An 18,419-nucleotide genomic window follows, 5' to 3' on the forward strand; every position below is an offset into this window, starting at 1 on the left:
GGCGATCTGGGGGGCCACCGTCGGGATGGTCTGCTACGCCGCGGGGCTCGTCATGCGGGCCATGTCGCTCTGACCTCGGGCACGCTGCTCGGCCCTGCGGGTCGGACGCGTCGGGCGTGGCTGCCGGCGTCCGGCCATAATGGCCGTCGACGCACGACGAGGGGTGCTGGCATGTCGACGATCTCCGAGCACGACGACGATGCGGGCACCACCGCCGCCGGGTGGCACCCTGACCCGTCGACCGGCGAGCCGGTGTGGTCGAGCGGCCGGCAGCCGGGCGCGAGCGGGCCGTCGGCACCGGCGCCCGTCATCAACAACACCCTCGCGACCGTCGGCCTGGCCCTCGGGATCGTGGGCCTCGCCCTGGCGTTCATCCTCGGCCCCTGGGCGGCGTTGGCTGCGATCGTGTGCTCGGCGGCCGCGCTGCCACGGGCGTCGACCCTCGCGTCGCACGGGTACGCGCCGGTCGGCAGGGTCCAGGCGATCGCGGGGGTGCTGCTCGGGATCGGTGGCGTCGTCGTCGCGCTGGTCATCGGCTCCTGACGCGCAGCCGCCACCACCGCAACGCGACCCCGACGGCGAACACCGCGACCCCGGTCGCGACCGCACCGAGCGGCAGCGTCGCGACGAGCACCACGCACCCCACGAGCCCGGTCCAGGCCAGCGCACGCGGGTAGCGCCGCTGCTCGACCGGCTGCGTCAGAGCCGAGGCGTTCGCGACCGCGTAGTACAGCAGGACCCCGAACGACGAGAACGCGATGGCGCCGCGCAGGTCTGTGACCAGGACGAGCGCTGACACGACGACCGCCACCGCGACCTCGGCGTGGTGCGGGACGCGGTAGCGCGGGTGCACGGCATCCAGCCAGCGCGGCAGGTCACCCTCACGGGCCATCGCGAGCGTCGTCCGCCCGATGCCCGCCACGAGCGCCAGCAAGGCCCCGAGCGCGGCCGCGGCAGCCCCGACGCGCACGACCGCGCCAACCCAGCTGGCTCCCGAGCGCGCCGCCGCGGCGGCCAGCGGGGTCGAGCCGGCGGCGACACCGTCGGGCCCGAGGACCGCGAGGACCGTGACCGCGACGACGCCGTAGACGACCACGGTGATCGCGAGCGCGAGGACGATCGCCCGCGGGATCGTCCGCGCCGGGTCACGCACCTCCTCGCCGAGCGTCGCGAGCCGCGCGTACCCGGCGAACGCGAAGAACAGCAGCCCCGCGGCCTGCAGGATCGCGTACGGCCCGCCGTGCAGGACGCCGTCGAGCCCGATCCGGTCGACGTCGGCGCCGCCGCCCGCCGCACTGGCCGCGACGAGGACAGCGAGCGCCGCGAGCACGACGACGACGAGCACGACGGTCAGCCGCGCCGTCCGCGTGATCCCGCGGTAGTTCACGGCCGCGAGCCCCACGACGGCCGCCACCGCGAACGGTCGCTGCCACCCGGGCGGTGCGACGTACGCGGCGAACGTGAGCGCCATCGCCGCGCACGACGCGAGCTTCCCGACGACGAAGCCCCACCCGGCCAGGTACCCCCACCACGGCCCGAGCCGCGCGCGCCCGTACACGTAGGTGCCGCCCGACGTCGGGTGCACGGCCGCGAGCTGCGCCGACGACGTCGCGTTGGCGACGGCGACCAGGGTGGCAATCGCGAGACCGACGAGCAGCCCGCTGCCGGCCGCTCGGGCCGCGGGACCGAACGCCGCGAACACCCCGGCGCCCAGCATCGAGCCGAGTCCGATCATCACGGCAGAGCCGGTGCCGAGCCTCCGTGCGAGCTGGTCCGTCACGGTGCGACGCTAGCGCGCCGCACTCACTCGACGGCGGGGCCGCACGCCGCCGCGGTCGCCGCGAGCCCGTCGAGACCGTGCACCGGGATGAGCGGCCGCGTGTCGTCGGCGACGACCCAGCAGCCGTCCTCGACGACGTACCGGGCGCGGGGGCCGCTCGTGAGGTAGTCGGTGAGCGCGTTCAGGAGCCGGTCGACCGCCTCGCCAGGAGTGCCGACACCGACCGACGCGCGGATCGCGCCGCCCGGTGCCCCCAGCCGCACGAGCAGCGGGTGCGCGCAGAAACGCCCGTCGCGCACGCCGATGCCGTGCTCGGCGGCGAGGTAGGCGGCCACGAGGCCCGGGTCGTGGCCCTCGACCGTGAACGTCACGACCCCGACGGGCTCGGTCGAGTCGGGCCAGATGCGCAGGACCTCGACCCCGGCGATCGCGTCGAGGCCGGCCACGAGTCGGGTCCGGAGCGCGACCTCGTGCGCCGCGAGCGCGCCGTCGGGCAGCGCAGCAAGGACCTCGCAGGCCTCGGCGAGCGCGATGGCTCCGATGACGTTCGGGGACCCGGCTTCGTGCCGGGCCGGAGCCGGCTGCCACAGTGTCCGGTCGGCCCGTACGTCACGCACCGCACCTCCCCCTGCGAGGTACGGCGCACCGTCGTCCAGCCAGTCACGGCGGCCCACGAGGGCGCCTGCACCGAACGGCGCGTAGGTCTTGTGGCCGGAGAAGGCGACGTAGTCCGCACCGGTCGCGGTGAGCGAGAAGCCGCGATGAGGGACGAGCTGCGCGCCGTCGACGACGACCCGCGCCCCTGCAGTGTGCGCGAGCGCGACGACATCCGCGACCGGCAGGGCCTCGCCCGTGACGTTGGACGCGCCGGTCACCGCGACGAGCGCGTAGGCGGTGGACGCCAGCTCGGCGGCGAGGGTGGCGAGGGTCGCGGCGACCGTCGGCTCGATGGGGAGGACGGTCGAGGCGCGGCCCGTCCCCAGTCCCCACGGCAGCAGGTTCGCGTGGTGCTCGAGGTCGAGCACGAGGACGCGACCCGGGGTGCCGTCCGGCCCCGCGGGGACGACGTTCGCGAGCAGGTTGAGCGCGTCGGTCGTGTTGCGCGTGATGATCGCGACGTCGTCGGACCGGGCGCCCACGAACCGCGCGATGGTCTGCCGCGACGCCTCGTACAGCGCCGTGGACACCTGCGAGAGGTAGCCGGCGCCGCGGTGCACCGAGGCGTAGAGCGGCAGGACCTCGGTCACCCGGGCCGCGACCGCCTCGAGGGCCGGCGCGCTCGCGGCGTAGTCGAGGTTCGCGTAGGTCCGTGCGGTGCCGTCGACGAGCGGCACCTGCGTGCCGGAGCCGACGACGGGGAGCAGCGGCAGCTGCGTGGACGGGGTCGCCCAGACGGCGCGCTCGGCGGTGACAGACATGGCACTCCTCGGCAGATCTGTGGGGAGCCGACGGCCAGCACCCCGCGCTTGCCGTCCACCGAACGGCGGACGGCCAGGTCGTCACCCGGGGCACCCCACCGCGGAGGAGGGTTGCCGGCCAGCAAGCCGGGGCTTTCTGCTGGCACTCGTGACCTGCGACGAGGATCGCCGCTCCCGCACGGCAGTGTCAACGGAGAACCGGGAAGTCTCGGATCGCGGACACTCTGTCCGCGGACTGGACCACATCCCCGGACGGTCGTACGATCGCGGTCACCATCCAGAGCGGCTGAGAGATCTGGCTCGACGACGCCGCAGCAACCCGCGAGCACGCACCGTGCTCGGCCGAGGGTGCTACCGCCAGGACCGATGGAGGCGTGATGAGCACGACACCTGACCCCACGACCGACGACGGCACGAGGACGGCGACCCAGACCCGACTCCGCTACCGCCTGCTGACCGGACCCGACGACAGGACGTTCTGCGAGCGCATCAGTGCCGCGCTCGACGACGGCTACGTGCTGCACGGCGGACCGACGCTCACGTTCGACGGCGACCGCGTGATCGCCGGGCAGGCCGTCGTCCTGCCCACCAACCCGACCCCCGAGACGAGGCTCGTATGAGCACGCAGTACGCAGGCGACCTGACCCCCCAGCAGGCCTGGGACGTCCTCGCGGCCGACGAGCGCGCGGTGCTCGTCGACGTCCGCACCGACGCCGAGTGGCGCTACGTGGGTGTCCCCGACACGTCGTCCCTCGGCCGACGCCCCGCTCTGATCGAGTGGGTGACGTACCCGAGCGGCCTGCCCAACCCCTACTTCGTGGCGTCCCTCGCAGCCGCCGGCCTGGCGCCGGGCGACGAGCGGCCGGTCCTCTTCCTGTGCCGGTCGGGCGTGCGCTCGGTCGCCGCGGCGACGGCCGCGACCGCCGCCGGCTTCGGCCCTGCGTACAACGTGCTCCAGGGGTTCGAGGGCGACGTCGGGCCCGACGGCCACCGCGGGGCGCACGGCTGGCGCGCGGCCGGCCTGCCCTGGACCCAGCCGTGAGCGCGGGCGGCGCGCGTCGCACCCCCGGTCCGGGCGACTGGGACGCCCGCCGCTCCCCCGGGACTCCCTACGACCCGACACTCTCGCGGTCCGCGGCGGCCTCGTGCGCAGCGAGTTCGGTGAGATGTCCGAGGCGCTGTTCCTCACGCAGGGCTATGCGTACCCGAGCGCCGGCGAGGCCGAGGCGGCCTTCGGCGGCGAGGTCGACCGCTTCCTGTACTCGCGCTACGGCAACCCGACGGTCTCGACGTTCGAGGAGCGGCTGCGCCTGATCGAGGGCGCCGAGGCCGCGTACGCCACGGCCAGCGGCATGTCGGCGGTCTTCACGGCGCTCGCGGCCCTCGTGCGGTCCGGGTCGCGGATCGTCGCGTCGCGCGCGCTGTTCGGCTCGACGGTCGTGATCTTCGACGAGATCCTCGCGAAGTGGGGGGTGCGGACCGACTACGTCGACGGGCACGTGCCCGAGCAGTGGGAGGCCGCGCTCGCCACCCCGGCGGACGTCGTGTTCTTCGAGACGCCGTCCAACCCGATGCAGGACCTCGTCGACATCGCGGCCGTCAGCGCGCTCGCGCACGCCGCGGGGGCCGTCGTCGTCGTCGACAACGTGTTCGCCACGCCCGTGCTGTCCCGGCCGCTCGAGCACGGCGCGGACGTCATCGTGTACTCCGCGACCAAGCACATCGACGGCCAGGGCCGGGTGCTCGGCGGCGCGATCCTCGGGACCGACGAGTTCATCCACGGGTCGGTGCAGACGTTCATCCGGAACACCGGACCGTCGCTGAGCCCGTTCAACGCCTGGGTCCTGCTCAAGGGTCTCGAGACCATGTCGCTGCGGGTGCGCCACCAGACGGCGTCCGCGCTGCAGCTCGCGACGTGGCTCGAGCAGCACCCCGCGATCGCGACGGTCCGCTACCCGTACCTCGCCTCGCACCCGCAGCACGAGCTCGCGCTGCGCCAGCAGACGGCCGGTGGCACCGTTGTCACCTTCGCCCTCGCCGTGCCCGACGACGCGTCCGCCGACGACGCCAAGAAGGCCACGTTCGGCTTCCTCGACGCCCTGCGCGTCATCGACATCTCGAACAACCTCGGCGACGCGAAGTCGATCGTCACGCACCCCGCGACGACGACGCACCGCAAGCTCGGACCCGCGGGGCGCGCCGCGGTCGGGATCGGCGAGGCGACCGTGCGGCTGTCGGTCGGGCTCGAGGACCCCGCGGACCTCGTCGACGACCTGTCCCGCGCCCTCGACGGCCTCGGGGCGGGCCGTCCAGCCGCGTAGGCCGATCGGATTTCATCCGGCTCAGGTAAGGCTGCACTCTCGCGCGCTCGACCACCTGCTGCGAGGGTGAGCCCAGGAGTCGTGCCCTGGCACGGCCCCTCGCGCCGCTCATACCCGAGCGCCCGTGACCGATCAGGGGATCGACCGCTGAAGTCGTCCTGCACGCGAACGTGAGCCACATGACCGGGAGACGGGTGTCGATGACGCACCCCGCGGGCGATGCGCGCCCTCGGGCGCGGGTCGTCGCCGTGGCGAGCGCCGGCCTCGCCACCGTGATCGCGGTGGTCGGGGTGTTCGGCCTGTGGTCGTCGCGCGAGCTCGAGGCGGGAGCCGACCGTGCTCTCGCCGCGATCCACCTCTCGGGTGCCTACGCCCACGCCGCGACCGCCATCGCGGCCGAGGAGTCGTTCGAGCGCAAGTACCGCCTCGAACCGGGGCCGGACGTGCGCGCACGCCTCGACGACGCGTCGGCCGACCTCGCCGCAGCGCTCGCCGAGGTGGAGATCCACGGCGACGCGGACGACAGGGCGCGGGTGCGCGTCGTGGGCGTCGCCCACACCACCTATCTGATGTGGATGGACCACATGTTCGCGGCCGTCGACGACGGCGACCTCGCGACCGTGCTTCTCATCGACAGCTCGAAGATGGAGCCGGCGTTCGAGACGATGTCCACGACCGTCTCCGGCGCAGCCACGCAGAGGGAGCAGGCCGCCGTCGCCCAGCTCGCCGATCTCAACCGGCTCGAGAGCATCACGAGCTGGCTGGCACCGACCGTCCTCCTCGTCGGCCTCCTCGTGGCGGCCGGCCTGCTGTCGGTCATCCGGTCGCACCGCCGGATGCTCGACACCGAGCGGGCTCGCGCCGTCGAGGACTCGCTGCACGACGCCCTGACCGGCCTGCCGAACCGGACGCTTCTCACCGCTCGCCTCGACGAGGCGCTGGACACCGACGACCGAGACGGACCTCGGACCGAGACCGCGCTGCTCCTGATCGACCTCGACCGGTTCAAGGAGATCAACGACACGTTCGGGCACGGCTACGGCGACCAGCTGCTGCGCCAGGCCGGGCAGCGGCTGGCCGGGTTCGCGGGCGAGCGTTCGACCGTGTCCCGCCTCGGTGGCGACGAGTTCGCCATCCTCCTTCCCGACGTCCCGAGCGTCGATGCGGCGACCCGCGCGGCACGGCTGGTGCTGGCTGCGCTCCGGACGCCGTTCCGCGTCGAGGGTGTCGACCTGGACGTGGACGCGAGCATCGGCGTCGTCGTCTCGGGCCAGCACGGACGCGACAGCACGACGCTGATGCAGCGCGCTGACGTCGCGATGTACGTCGCGAAGACCGAGCAGATCGGGGTGTCGGTGTACGACCCGACCGGCGACGCGCACTCCCCCTCGCGGCTCGCGCTGCTCGGTGAGCTCCGCCGCGCGATCGACCACGAGGACTCGTGCTGCACTACCAGCCCAAGGTGCGGATCAGGGACGGCGCACTCGTCGGCGCGGAGGCCCTCGTCCGGTGGCAGCACCCCGAACGCGGGCTCATCCTGCCGGGCGAGTTCATCCCGCTCGCCGAGCACACCAGCCTCGTCTCCCCGCTCATGTACCTGGTGCTCGACACCGCGCTCGCCCAGGTGCGCGCCTGGTCGTCCGCCGGCCGACGGACGCCGGTCTCGGTCAACCTGTCCGCCCGGAACCTGCTCGACCCCGACCTCGCCGTGCAGGTCGCGGACCTCCTCGCCATCCACGAGGTCGAGCCGGAGCTCCTTCAGCTCGAGGTGACCGAGACGGCGATCATGATCGAGCCCGTGCGGGCCGAGCGGGTCCTGCGCGAGCTCGCGGCGCTGGGCATCCGGATCTCGCTCGACGACTTCGGTGCGGGGTACACGAGCCTCGGCCAGCTCCGCACGCTGCCGATCTCCGAGCTGAAGATCGACCTGTCACTCGTCATCCCGATGGCCCGGGAGCCCGGCGCGGCACTGATCGTGCGGAGCGTCGTGGACCTCGGACGCAGCCTCGGCCTGACGCTCGTGGCGGAGGGCGTGGAGGACGCGGCGACCCTCGCCGCCCTGGCGCACATGGGGTGCGACGAGGCGCAGGGGTACCACTTCTCGCCGGCGCTCGCCGCCGACGCCTTCGAGGCGTGGTGCGTCAGCCGCCACCTCGGCCTCGTCGTCCCCCTGGACGTGGCGTAGCCGTCTCCCGTGGCCGACGGCCGACGGCCGACGCGTCAGGCTGCGCACAGGTCGCCGACCAGGAGACGCAGCCGCTGCACGTCCGCGCCCCCGGCGAGCGGGACGAGCACCACCTCATCGACTCCCACCCGTTCACCGAGCGTCATGGCGGCGTCGACGAGCCCTGAGGGTGCCGCGACGGCCCTCGTCACCGAGGGCGCCCAGGCGATCCCGGCCAGCGCGTCGAGGTGGTCGAGCAGGGCGCGCTTGCGACGGGCTGCGGCGTCGTCGTCGGTCACCACGACCTCGACGTCGAGGACGATCCGGATGCTCGAGCGGTCCCGGCCGACGGCGGCGATCTCCTCCTCGACCGCCGCGACGAGCTGGCGCATCGCCGCGAGCGACGGGACCCGCGACGAGAACCCCAGCCGCACGACGTCGGCCCGGGCGGCGCCGAGCGCAAGACCCGCCTCGGACTCCGGCCGGAACTGCAGCGGCGCGGAGCCGTCCGGCTGGGGGGACGGGACGGCGACGGCGACGGCGGTGCCGAGCGCCCGTCGGGGTCGACCGGCGACTGCGGCGGCCGACTCGGGTGCGGCGGCGACCGTGCGGGGACGGTCAAGGATGAGCTGAGGCATGGGTCGCGTCCTGGAGTTTTCCTTGCAGGTGCGCAGCGGGGGCCGGTCGGCCGCGGGCGCGCGGGGTTGTCAGGTCAGCGACAACACGTCTGCATCGGGAGCACGCGCCGATACTAACCGGTCGTGTCGCGCCTGCCCAGACCACGTCCAGAACGTCGACACCTGCTTGCTACGGTCGTTGCGTGGGCACCTGACCGCCGTCCGCGCGGCCGGAGTCGCTTCTGAGGGAGGACGCATGGCCATCGAGCTCGGCATCGACACGTTCGGGGACGTCACGCAGGACGCCGACGGCACCCCCCTCAGCCAGGCGCAGGTGCTGCGCAACGTCGTCGAGCAGGGGGTCCTCGCGGACCAGGTCGGGCTCGACGCCATCGGGGTCGGCGAGCACCACCGCGACGACTTCGCGGTCTCCGCACCCGAGGTGGTCCTTGCCGCGATCGCCGCCCGCACGGAGCACATCCGGCTCGGGTCCGCCGTGACGGTGCTCTCGTCGGACGACCCGATCCGCGTGTTCGAGCGGTTCTCGACCCTCGACGCGATCTCGGGCGGGCGCGCCGAGGTGACGGTCGGGCGCGGGTCGTTCGTCGAGTCGTTCGGGCTGTTCGGGTTCGACCTCGACCAGTACGAGGTGCTGTTCGAGGAGAAGCTCGACCTGTTCACGCACCTGCTCGCGGGCGGTCCGGTGACCTGGTCCGGCACCACCCGACCGCCGCTGACCGACCAGCACGTCTACCCGCCGATCGAGCGCGGGAGCCTGCGCACCTGGGTCGGGGTCGGCGGCAGCCCCGAGTCGGTCGTGCGCGCGGCGCGGTACGGGCTGCCCCTCATGCTCGCGATCATCGGCGGCGACCCCGTCCGCTTCCAGCCGTTCGTCGAGCTGTACCACCGTGCCCTGACCGAGCTCGGGACCGGGCCGGGCCTCGTCGGGCAGCACTCGCCGGGTCACATCGCCGACACCGACGACGAGGCCCTCGAGCAGGTGTGGCCGCACTACCGCACGTACGTCGGGCGCCTGGGCCGTGAGCGGGGCTGGCCGCCCCCGACGCGTGCCTCGTTCGAGGAGGCGGCCGGGCCCGACGGTGCGCTGTATGTGGGCTCCCCGACGACCGTCGCGAAGAAGATCCTCCGTTCCGCACGGGTTCTCGGGCTCGACCGGTTCGACCTGAAGATCTCGCAGGGCGCCCTCCCGCACGAGCACACGATGCGGGCGATCGAGCTGTACGGGACGGTGGTCGCACCCCGCGTCCGCGCTGCGCTCGCGCACGACGCGCCGGCGGTGTGACCGGGTCGGCCGACCGGCTCGCCTGACCTGCTGCCTGACCGGCCCGCCTGACCTGCTCAGAGGTCCTTCGCGAAGCACATCGCGATCGGGTCGCCGACGTATGGCGCGAAGGGCGGGATCGGCCGGTACCCGACCGACAGGTACAGCGTCATGGCCTCGGGCTGACGCCGCCCGGTGTGCAGGACGAGCCGGTCCAGCCCGCGAGCGCGCGCCTCGACCTCGACCTCGGCGAGCAGCGTCCGGGCGAGCCCGAGCCCGCGTGCACTCCCCCGCACGAAGACCTTCTTGAGCTCTCCGGCGTGGTCGCCGATGCCCGGTCCGGCCGCCCGCAGCGTCACGCAGGCGACGGGCTCCCCGTCGACGTCGGCGATGAGGGTCGTGAGCGCGCCCTCGCCCTCGGCCGCGTCGTGCACGTCGTAGCCACCGCGCCGCTCGACGGCCTGCCCGAGCTCGGGGTACCGCGGCAGGTTCTCCTCGTCGTACATCGCGCGCCGCAGCCGGACGGCGTCCGGGTCGTCCCAGCCGACGGCGCGCAGCGTGACGGCGTGGCGGACGTGCACGTCGTCGTCGTCGGGCAGGGCGTCCTGGCCGTCGTCCCCGGCGGGCAGAGCCGAGCCGCGGGCAGCCGCACCCCGGGCCGAGCGCCGCGGCGTCGCGTGCAGGTTCTTCGCGAAGCACCGGGACTCGGCCACGTCCGCGTACTCGCCGAAGTTCTCGATCGGGTGGTAGCCCGACGTCAGGTACAGGCCGATCGCCTCGGACTGCAGGACGCCGGTCTCGAGGATGAGCCGACCGAACCCGAGCGCGCGCGCCCGTTCCTCGAGGTCCGTCAGGACGAGCCGCGACAGCCCACGACCGCGGTAGCCCGGCACGACGTACATCCGCTTGAGCTCACCGACGCCCGCGCCCTGCTCGTCGCTCACGTCGCGCAGCGCCCCGCACGCGGCGGGCACCCCGTCCACGCGGACCAGCACCATCGCGACGATCTGCTCGCCGGTCATGGTGTGCCCGATGTCGTCGTCCCCGTACATCGCGCGCAGCTCGGCCTGCTGGGCGTCCCGGAGCCGGGTCGCGTCGGGGTCGTCCCAGTCGACGAGGTCGATCGAGACGTCGGGCTCCTGGGCGCTCTGCGCGGTCATCCGACCAGTGCGTGCAGGACCGAGGTGAAGACCCGCAGCCCGTCCGTCCCGGTGCGCGGGCCCTTGGCGCCGTCGGGCCCGAAGCCCACCTCGACCGCGTGCTCGGGGTGCGGCATCAGGCCGACGACGTTGCCCGCGGCGTTCGTGATGCCGGCGATGCCGCGCCGCGACCCGTTCGGGTTGACGTCCTCGTAGCGGAAGACGACCCGGCCCTCGCCCTCGAGCTCGTCGAGCGTGCGCTCGTCGGCGACGTACTGGCCGTCCTGGTTCTTCAGCGGCACGGTGATGCGCTCGCCGCGCGTGTAGTCGCGCGTCCAGGCCGTGTCGATGTTCTCGATGCTCAGCACCTGCTCGCGGCACACGAAGCGCAGATGGTCGTTCTTGATCATCGACCCCGGCAGCAGGTGCGCCTCGGTGAGGACCTGGAAGCCGTTGCAGATACCCAGCACGGGCAGCCCACCGTTCGCGGCGTCCACGATCGAGCTCATGACCGGCGCGAACCGGCTGATCGCACCCGCGCGCAGGTAGTCGCCATAGGAGAAACCACCCGGCAGCACGACGGCGTCGACCTCATGCAGGTCCGCGTCCGCGTGCCAGAGCGCCACCGGCTCGGCGCCAGCGAGCGTGACCGCGCGGGCGGCATCCCGGTCGTCGAGCGTGCCCGGGAACGTGACGACGCCGATGCGCGTCATCAGGCGTCCGCCGCGACCGACTCGTCCGCGTAGACCGCGACGACGTCCTCGATCACCGGGTTGGAGAGCACGTGCTCCCCGGCCTCACGGGCGGCCGCGAGGATCTCGTCGGTCACCGGACCGTCGCACGTCAGCTCGAACCGCTTGCCCTGGCGCACGCTCGTGAACTGCACGAACCCCAGCCGGGGCAGCGCACCGGCGACGGCCTTGCCCTGCGGGTCGAGAATCTCGGGCTTCGGCATCACATCGACGACGACTCGTCCCACGGGTGGCTCCTGAGTTCGCGGTGGAGGGGCAGGAGCCAGACTACCGAGTTGCGGACCAGGTCTCGTCGTCGGGCCGCATGGCGAGAACCCGGGCCGCAGGACTCGTACCCCCTCGGTCCGGAAAGCCGCCACCGTCACGGGATTCAGAGGATCCTGCGCGCCCGGAGGACCGATTCCTCTGGATAGCGCCTCGAGAGCGGTGGCTGGCAGCTCACGGCACGACGATCGTCATCCCCGTCGACCCCACCGGCCCGCCCATGGCCGCGAGCGCCTCGGGTGCCTCGTCGAGCCGGACGACCCGCCCCACGAGCTGCTCGGGGCGCAGCACGCCCGCGGCGATCAGCTCGAGCATCGCGGGGTACTCGTGCGCGGCCATGCCGTGGCTGCCGTACAGCTCGAGCTCCCAGGCGATGACCCGGTCCATCGGCAGGCGGGGCGCGGACTGGTCCCCGAGCAGGAGCCCGACCTGCACGTGCCGGCCGCGCCGACGCAGGCTCAGGACAGACGCCGCAGCGGTTGCGGGCGAGCCCAGCGCGTCGAGCGAGACGTGGGCGCCACCGTCGGTCAGCGCGCGGATCCCCGCGCCGACGTCCGCCGGGGAGCCCGTGCCCAGCGTCCGGGGGTCGACATGGAGCGTCGCACCGAACTTGTGCGCCGCGACCAGGGCCGCACGCGAGACGTCGACCGCGACGACCCGGGCGCCGAGGGCGGCTGCAATCATGACGGCCGACAGGCCCACGCCGCCGCAGCCGATCACGGCGACCCACTGCCCGGGCTGGATCCGCCCGTGCACGGTCAGCGCGCGGTAGGCCGTCGCGAACCGGCAGCCGAGCCCCGCGGCCGTCACGGGCGACATCCCGTCGGGCAGCCGGACGAGGTTGACGTCCGCGTGGTCGAGCGCGACGAGGTCGGCGAACGAGCCCCAGTGCGTGAAACCCGGCTGCGTCTGGCGCTCGCACACCTGCTGCTCGCCCGCCCGGCACGCCGCGCAGTCGCCGCACGCGTTGACGAACGGCACCGTGACCCGGTCGCCGACCACCCAGTTGCGCACGTCGGGCCCGACCTCGACGACGGTTCCTGCGAGCTCGTGGCCCGGGACGTGCGGGAGCGTGACGTCCGAGTCGTGGCCTTGCCACGCGTGCCAGTCGCTGCGGCACACGCCCGTGGCCTCGACCTTCACCACCACGCCCGCCGTCGGGCACGCGGGCGTCGGGACGTCCTGGACGGTGGGCAGGGCCCCGAACTCCTCGATCATGACGGCGCGCACGGGTACATCCTGGGGCACGCGCGGTCGCCGAGCCGCGACCTGCCATCCGGTGACAACCATTCCTTGCCGCGACCACTGGCAATTATTGGTCGATCATCCGATGCCAGCGCCGAGGTCACATCGACGGGCCGACGGTGGCGAAGGCAGCGGTCACGTCGGTGAGATCTCCGGTCAGGGTGATGTCGACCGCGGGTCCCGGCTGCACGTCCCCCACGGTGTCGCGAACGATGTCAGGTCCGCACGGAACGCTTCCCGAGGCCACGACGATGTCGCCCTGGTGTACGACGAAGGTGAGTTCGACGGTTGCCGTCGCCCGGCAGGACGCCGTGACGACGTAGTCCACCGCGGCCTGCGGTGGCGACTCGGTTCTCGAGCTCACGACTCCGGACGCCTGGGTGTAGTCCACGCGCGCGACCTCACCGAGCACCGGCGTGGGGACGACGAGCGGCGCCACGGTCGGAGTCGAGCGCGGCGGGGGGGCATCCGAGGTCGCGGAGATCACCGACGGAGCCGGCGAGGCCGACGGTGACGCGGTACAGGCGGCGACCACGAGCGCGATCGCCACCGCCGCGAGAGCTTGACGTACGAGCTGGCGTCGACGCACAGGTTTCCCTTCCATGGCGATCGGAGGCGGACTGCTCAGAACGTGCGGTGCGTCCAGCGCCCGCCGAGCAACGTGCCCGCGACCGGCATCGCCCGCAGCCCGCCCGGTGCGTCGACCTGGTCGTCCGGGTCGACGTCGAGCACCGCGAGGTCCGCGGGCGCACCCACGGCCAGGGTGAGCGGACGGCCATCGGTCGACGACGCGAGCGCGGTGCGCAGGTCGATGCGCTGCTCGGGGTGCCACGGCTCGCGGCCGTCCCGAGCGCGCGTCACGCCAGCGTCGATCGCGATCCACGGGTCGAGCGGGGCGACCGGCGCGTCGGAGCCGAGCACGAGCGTGGCCCCGGCGTCGACGAGCGAGCGGAACATGAACGCACGGTCGGTGCGCCCGTGCCAGTGCCGGTCGGCGACGTCGCGGTCGTCCATCGCGTGCTCGGGCTGGACGCTCGCGACGAGGCCGAGCTCGGCGAACCGGGGGATGTCGGCGGGGTCGAGCAGCTGCGCGTGCTCGATGCTGCCGCGCGCACCCGTCGCGGCGAACGCGTCGAGCGCGAGGGTGTTCGCGGTGTCGCCGATCGCGTGGATCGCGCACGTCAGGCCATGCGCGTGCGCGTAGCCCATGAGCGGGACGAGCAGCTCGGGCGGGATCGAGAGCACGCCGCGCGCGCCGTCGCCCGTGAGGTCCGGGTACGGCTCGACGCAGAACGCCGTCCGCGAGTTGAGCGAACCGTCGGTGATGACCTTGAGCGGGCCCTGCGCGAGCAGCCCGCCCGTGCCGACGACCACGTCGCCCGTCGCGAGCTCCTCGGCCACGACGCGGTCGAGGAACGCCTCCCACACGCCGGCCCGGACCCGCAGCGCTGTCGAGCCGTGCGCCATCCGGCGGCGCCACACGTCGAGGTTGTCGGCGATCTCGTAGTCCACGACACCGACCACTCCGCGGGCTGCCGCAGCCCGGGCGGCCTCGTCGACCCAGGCGTCCGCGAGGTCGTCGGGCACGTGGTCGATCGCGGCCGTGAACGGCATCCACGCACCCTCGCGCAGCACCCCGGTCGAACCCTCGCCCGCGCCGACGAGCCGGAGCCCGGCGCTGCTCAGCCACCCGGAGTGCAGGTCGCCCGACACGAGCACGACGGGCGTCTCCCCCACGGCCGCGTCGAGCAGGGCCGCGGTCGGGACGTCGGGCCACAGCCCGTCGCGGAACCCGTGCCCGACGAGTGGCACCCCGGCGGGCGGCGGCTGCTCGGCGAGCCGACGGGCGACGATCGCGACAGCCTCGGCGGCCGACGACGCCCCGGACAGGTCGACCCGCCGCCGCGCGAGCGCCCACTGCGTCATGTGCGTGTGCGCGTCCCAGAGGCCAGGGATGACCGTCCGGCCGTCGAGGTCGATCCGCTCGGCACCCGCCCGGCCGTCCGCCGTGTCCCGAGGTCCGACCGCCACGATCCGGCCGTCGCGCACGAGCACATCGACCGGGCGCGCAGCCCCCACGAGCCGCGCGTCGGTGAGCAGGACAGCCTCGACCGGAGATCCGTTCATGTGGTCATCGAACCACTCGGGGGCAGCGGCCGGGCGCGGTGTGGCGGGCGGCCGCGGCGAGGCCGATCCATCATGGGGGGATGACCGCGACCGGATCACCCCTCCCCCCTGCCACGGCGGGCCTCATCGCAGTGACCGGCGCGACCGGCCACGTCGGCGGGCTCGTCGCGCACGACCTGGCGCGCGAGGGGGCACGGCTGCGACTCGTCGTCCGGTCGGCCGCTCGGGCACCGCAGCTCCCCGGAGCGACGGTCGTGGAGACGACGTACGGCGACCACGACCGGTCGGTCGCTGCGCTCGCCGGGGTCGACGTGCTGCTCATGGTCTCGGCCGCGGAGAGCGCGGACCGGCTCGACCAGCACCGCACCTTCATCGACGCGGCGGTCGCGGCGGGGGTCCACCACGTCGTCTACACGTCGTTCCTCGGAGCCGCGCCCGATGCGACCTTCACGCTCGCGCGGGACCACTGGGCCACCGAGGAGCACCTGCGGGCAGCCGGGGTGCCGCACACGATCCTGCGCGACAGCTGCTACCTCGACTTCCTGCCCGACCTGGCCGGGCCCGACGGCGTCATCCGGGGCCCCGCGGACGACGGCGTGGTCGGTGCCGTGGCGCGCGCCGACGTCGCACGAGTCGCCGCGGGCATCCTCCTTGCCGCCGACGAGCACGCCGGGGCGACCTACGAGCTCACCGGAAGCGAGGCCCTGACCCTGACGGAAGCCGCCCAGATCATCACCGAGGTGACCGGCCGCGCGACGACCTACGTCCCGGAGACGATCGAGGAGGCGTACGCGTCGCGCGCGTCCTACGGCGCCCCCGACTGGCAGGTCGACGCCTGGGTCTCCACCTACACCGCGATCGCCGCCGGCGAGCTGGCCCTCGTCACCGACACGGTCGAACGGCTCACGGGCCGGCGCTCGATGACGCTCCGCGAGCTGCTGGCGCCGCTCGCGCTCTGACGTGCTCGTCCGTGTCGGTGCCCCGTCCTAGCCTCTGCACCGAGATCCGCGACGACCCCGGAGCACCCCATGACGACGACCGACCTCGACGACCTCACGCGATTCATCGTCCGGGCGAAGGCGCACACGTACGCGGCCAGCAGCGGCATGGTCGCGTCGTCGCGTCCCGGGTCGCACGACCTGCAGTTCGCCGACGGACCGTTCACCTACATCGACACGTACGTGGGCGGCGCGGACTTCCTCGGGCAGGAGCTCGTCGTGCGGGACGGGCACCCCGTCTGGGCGCTCAACTACTACGGGTATCTGCTGCGTCCGGACCTCATCGACGCGGCCACGTCGGGCGCGACGATCAAGGCGTGCCTCACGGCGCTGTACGCCGAGGGCCGCTTCCTGGGCGGCTGGAGCTTCGACGTCGACCCTTACACGTACACCGACACGAACGACGGCGACGTCACGCACTTCACCGGCACCGAGTGGATCGGCCGGGGCGACGAGCGGGTCTACGAGCTCGTCTACCACGGCGGGCTCGTGCGCGAGCGCTGACGCCAGCGTCCACGGCGGCGCCGGTACCCGAAGGTTCCGGCGCCGCCGTCGTCGTTCTCAGCTGGGTTCAGAACCCCTTGTACTCCGGAGCCCGCTTCTGTGCCGCCGCGACGTTCGTCTCCATGAAGTCCGCGCTCAGTGCACCGAGCGCGAGGTAGTCACCCTCGATCTGGAAGTACGTGTCCATCGAGTAGTCGTGCAGCCGGTTCGAGATCTGCTTGACGTGGTTGATGCCGACGGGCGACTTCTCGGCGATCTTGTCGGCCAGGGCGCGGGCCCGGGCGTACGCCTCGTCGGCAGGGGCGACCTCGTATACCATGCCCATGTCGAGTGCGGCCTGCGCGCCGATCGGCTCGCCGAGCATGCACAGCGCCTTCGCCTTCATCGGGCCGACCAGACGCTGGAGCGCCCACAGCCCACCCGTGTCGGGGCTGAGCGCGTAGTTGACGAACAGCTCGTGGAACGAGGCCTTCTCGGAGGCCACGACGATGTCGGTCGAGAGCACCAGGTTGCAGCCACCGCCGAGGCACGCGCCCTCCGCGAGCCCGATGACGGGCACCGGGATCGTGTACAGCTTCTTCAGCAGGCCCGAGATCTCGAACATGACCTCGCGCGCGGATTTCAGGTCCTTTGCGAGCTTGGTCTTGATGATGTCGAGGTCGCCGGGCCCGAACGACACCGGGCCGGTGCCGCGCAGGATCGCGACGCGGATCTCGTCGTCCCAGTGGACGTCGTCGAGCGCGGCGCCCAGCTCGTCGATGAGCTGCTCGCCGAACCGGTTGAGGTTCTCCGCGCAGTCGAGCGTGATCGTCGCGACGTGGCCGTCCTTCTCGACGGTCACGACGTGGTCGTACTTCTTCTCATACGGGTACACGGTGCTTGCTCCTTGCCAGGGTCCGGTCGGTCGGGTCAGGTCAGCGCACGACGAGCTTGGGCCGCACGCCCGCGACGATCGCCGCGGTCCGGCCCGTGATCGCCGGGTTGTAGGCGGGGTGCGTGAGGATGTAGAAGGTCCCCTTCTCCATCTCGGTGATGATCGTCTCGACCGCGTCCGCGACCGGCAGGCCGAGCGGGATCGACCCCGTGACGACCGCGGTCTTCGCGCGGAAGTCGTCGGTCGCGTAGTACGGGTCGTTCGCGTCGTACGTGCTCGGGTCGCGGTGCCGCAGGCAGTTGTCGAGGTCGGTCTGCACGACGGCGGGGCACACGACGTGCGCCGTGACCTTCGAGCCGATCCCCTGCAGCTGCAGCTCGAGCACCTCGGTCAGGGACAGCGACGCGAACTTGCTCGCGACGTACGCGGGCGAGTTCTCGACCGTGAGCAGTCCGGCGATCGACGCGGTGTCGATGATCCGGCACGGGGTGTCCTGCGCGATCATCTTTGGCACGAACGCCTTGATGCCGTGCACGACGCCCTTGACGTTGACGTCGAACAGCCAGTCCCAGTCCGCGAGCGGCTGGTCCCAGATCGTTCCGACCGAGATGACGCCCGCGTTGTTGAAGAACAGGTCGACCGCGCCGTACGTCGCGACGGTCCGGACAGCGAACGCCTCCATGTCGGCGAAGTGGCGCACGTCGAACACCGACTCGAACACCTCGACGCCGTAGTCCTCGAGCTCCTTGCGCAGCGCGCCGAGGTGGTCGGCGTCGATGTCCGCGAGCGCCAGACGTGCGCCCGCGGCCCCGAAGCGGAGCGCGAGCTCCTTGCCGATGCCGTTCGCCGCACCCGTGATCGCGACGACCTTGCCCTGGTAGTCCTGCATGACGTTCCTCCTTGAACAGTGCTGCGTGAGTTGGGTGAACCGAGG

19 protein-coding genes, 1 pseudogene and 2 riboswitches are annotated in these 18,419 nt (G+C 72.9%); of the genes and pseudogenes, 9 read left to right on the plus strand and 11 right to left on the minus strand.

The genetic code is table 11. The features are described 5' to 3' along the window. Positions 1 to 171 precede the first annotated feature (171 nt). Complete coding sequence (locus tag DDP54_RS06480) at positions 172 to 543, plus strand: hypothetical protein (protein ID WP_109131056.1); 372 nt, start codon at positions 172 to 174, stop codon at positions 541 to 543. Here DDP54_RS06480 and DDP54_RS06485 read toward each other — a convergent pair. Both DDP54_RS06485 and DDP54_RS06490 read right to left on the minus strand, forming a co-directional pair. Next, positions 530 to 1,780 carry an APC family permease gene (locus DDP54_RS06485; RefSeq protein ID WP_277949584.1) on the minus strand — a complete coding sequence of 417 codons (1,251 nt, stop codon included), beginning with the start codon at positions 1,778 to 1,780 and terminating at the stop codon, positions 530 to 532. The genes DDP54_RS06480 and DDP54_RS06485 overlap by 14 nt on opposite strands. A 23-nt stretch (positions 1,781 to 1,803) precedes the next feature. Further along, positions 1,804 to 3,198 (minus strand): aminotransferase class V-fold PLP-dependent enzyme, encoded by a 1,395-nt coding sequence (locus DDP54_RS06490; RefSeq protein ID WP_109131057.1) that lies wholly within the window; start codon positions 3,196 to 3,198, stop codon positions 1,804 to 1,806. Between the two features lie 39 nt (positions 3,199 to 3,237). Beyond that, positions 3,238 to 3,352, minus strand: a riboswitch (SAM riboswitch). Between the two features lie 116 nt (positions 3,353 to 3,468). Then, positions 3,469 to 3,571, plus strand: a riboswitch (SAM riboswitch). 4 nt (positions 3,572 to 3,575) lie between these two features. Here DDP54_RS06490 and DDP54_RS06495 point away from each other — a divergent pair. From DDP54_RS06495 to DDP54_RS06515, 5 genes and pseudogenes are all read left to right on the plus strand, one after another. Beyond that, positions 3,576 to 3,818 (plus strand): DUF1737 domain-containing protein, encoded by a 243-nt coding sequence (locus DDP54_RS06495; protein WP_109131058.1) that lies wholly within the window; start codon positions 3,576 to 3,578, stop codon positions 3,816 to 3,818. Then, positions 3,815 to 4,240: a rhodanese-like domain-containing protein gene (locus tag DDP54_RS06500; RefSeq protein ID WP_109131059.1), complete on the plus strand. Its 426-nt coding sequence runs from the start codon at positions 3,815 to 3,817 to the stop codon at positions 4,238 to 4,240. Before DDP54_RS06495 ends, DDP54_RS06500 begins: the two co-directional genes overlap by 4 nt. Before the next feature lie 103 nt (positions 4,241 to 4,343). After that, positions 4,344 to 5,519 carry an O-succinylhomoserine sulfhydrylase gene (locus DDP54_RS06505; protein WP_242448258.1) on the plus strand — a complete coding sequence of 392 codons (1,176 nt, stop codon included), beginning with the start codon at positions 4,344 to 4,346 and terminating at the stop codon, positions 5,517 to 5,519. 836 nt (positions 5,520 to 6,355) lie between these two features. Then, a pseudogene (locus tag DDP54_RS18560) lies at positions 6,356 to 6,850 on the plus strand (GGDEF domain-containing protein); the annotation flags it as partial. A 131-nt stretch (positions 6,851 to 6,981) separates the two neighbouring features. Further along, a complete protein-coding gene (locus DDP54_RS06515; protein ID WP_158274468.1) occupies positions 6,982 to 7,704 on the plus strand; it encodes an EAL domain-containing protein in 723 nt (240 codons plus the stop codon). Between the two features lie 35 nt (positions 7,705 to 7,739). On the opposite strand, the gene DDP54_RS06520 is transcribed toward DDP54_RS06515, so the two are convergent. Continuing rightward, positions 7,740 to 8,321 carry an LLM class flavin-dependent oxidoreductase gene (locus DDP54_RS06520; protein ID WP_109131063.1) on the minus strand — a complete coding sequence of 194 codons (582 nt, stop codon included), beginning with the start codon at positions 8,319 to 8,321 and terminating at the stop codon, positions 7,740 to 7,742. A 235-nt stretch (positions 8,322 to 8,556) separates the two neighbouring features. Between DDP54_RS06520 and DDP54_RS06525 the strand changes: the two genes are divergently transcribed. Next, a complete protein-coding gene (locus tag DDP54_RS06525) occupies positions 8,557 to 9,603 on the plus strand; it encodes an LLM class flavin-dependent oxidoreductase (RefSeq protein ID WP_109131064.1) in 1,047 nt (348 codons plus the stop codon). 56 nt (positions 9,604 to 9,659) lie between these two features. Here DDP54_RS06525 and DDP54_RS06530 read toward each other — a convergent pair whose 3' ends face one another. The 6 genes from DDP54_RS06530 to DDP54_RS06555 all read right to left on the minus strand — a co-directional run bounded on the left by DDP54_RS06530 (position 9,660) and on the right by DDP54_RS06555 (position 15,109). Beyond that, on the minus strand, positions 9,660 to 10,742 hold the full coding sequence (locus tag DDP54_RS06530; protein ID WP_109131065.1) for a GNAT family N-acetyltransferase: 1,083 nt from the start codon (positions 10,740 to 10,742) through the stop codon (positions 9,660 to 9,662). Beyond that, entirely contained in the window at positions 10,739 to 11,434 is a 696-nt protein-coding gene (purQ, locus tag DDP54_RS06535) for a phosphoribosylformylglycinamidine synthase subunit PurQ (RefSeq protein ID WP_109131066.1), read from the minus strand. The genes DDP54_RS06530 and purQ overlap by 4 nt, the downstream gene beginning before the upstream one ends. Then, entirely contained in the window at positions 11,434 to 11,700 is a 267-nt protein-coding gene (gene purS, locus DDP54_RS06540; RefSeq protein WP_109131067.1) for a phosphoribosylformylglycinamidine synthase subunit PurS, read from the minus strand. Before purS ends, purQ begins: the two co-directional genes overlap by 1 nt. Positions 11,701 to 11,911: 211 nt before the next feature. Then, positions 11,912 to 12,967: a zinc-dependent alcohol dehydrogenase family protein gene (locus DDP54_RS06545; RefSeq protein WP_109131068.1), complete on the minus strand. Its 1,056-nt coding sequence runs from the start codon at positions 12,965 to 12,967 to the stop codon at positions 11,912 to 11,914. Between the two features lie 115 nt (positions 12,968 to 13,082). Then, positions 13,083 to 13,421 carry a hypothetical protein gene (locus DDP54_RS06550; protein WP_146192376.1) on the minus strand — a complete coding sequence of 113 codons (339 nt, stop codon included), beginning with the start codon at positions 13,419 to 13,421 and terminating at the stop codon, positions 13,083 to 13,085. Between the two features lie 185 nt (positions 13,422 to 13,606). Next, positions 13,607 to 15,109: an amidohydrolase gene (locus DDP54_RS06555; protein WP_109131070.1), complete on the minus strand. Its 1,503-nt coding sequence runs from the start codon at positions 15,107 to 15,109 to the stop codon at positions 13,607 to 13,609. A gap of 80 nt (positions 15,110 to 15,189) precedes the next feature. Here DDP54_RS06555 and DDP54_RS06560 point away from each other — a divergent pair, with 80 nt between their 5' ends. Both DDP54_RS06560 and DDP54_RS06565 read left to right on the plus strand, forming a co-directional pair. Continuing rightward, the gene (locus DDP54_RS06560) at positions 15,190 to 16,068 is read left to right on the plus strand and encodes an SDR family oxidoreductase (RefSeq protein WP_109131071.1); all 879 of its coding nucleotides are present in this window, start codon (positions 15,190 to 15,192) and stop codon (positions 16,066 to 16,068) included. Positions 16,069 to 16,137: 69 nt separating this feature from the next. Next, on the plus strand, positions 16,138 to 16,611 hold the full coding sequence (locus tag DDP54_RS06565; protein ID WP_109131072.1) for a DUF5680 domain-containing protein: 474 nt from the start codon (positions 16,138 to 16,140) through the stop codon (positions 16,609 to 16,611). A 67-nt stretch (positions 16,612 to 16,678) separates the two neighbouring features. On the opposite strand, the gene DDP54_RS06570 is transcribed toward DDP54_RS06565, so the two are convergent. Continuing rightward, entirely contained in the window at positions 16,679 to 17,485 is an 807-nt protein-coding gene (locus tag DDP54_RS06570; RefSeq protein ID WP_158274469.1) for an enoyl-CoA hydratase/isomerase family protein, read from the minus strand. Between the two features lie 40 nt (positions 17,486 to 17,525). Continuing rightward, positions 17,526 to 18,374, minus strand: a complete 849-nt coding sequence (locus tag DDP54_RS06575; protein ID WP_109131074.1) for an SDR family NAD(P)-dependent oxidoreductase — start codon at positions 18,372 to 18,374, stop codon at positions 17,526 to 17,528. Positions 18,375 to 18,419: the final 45 nt, after the last annotated feature.

This window comes from Cellulomonas sp. WB94 (assembly GCF_003115775.1).
Taxonomy (GTDB): Bacteria; Actinomycetota; Actinomycetes; order Actinomycetales; family Cellulomonadaceae; genus Cellulomonas_A.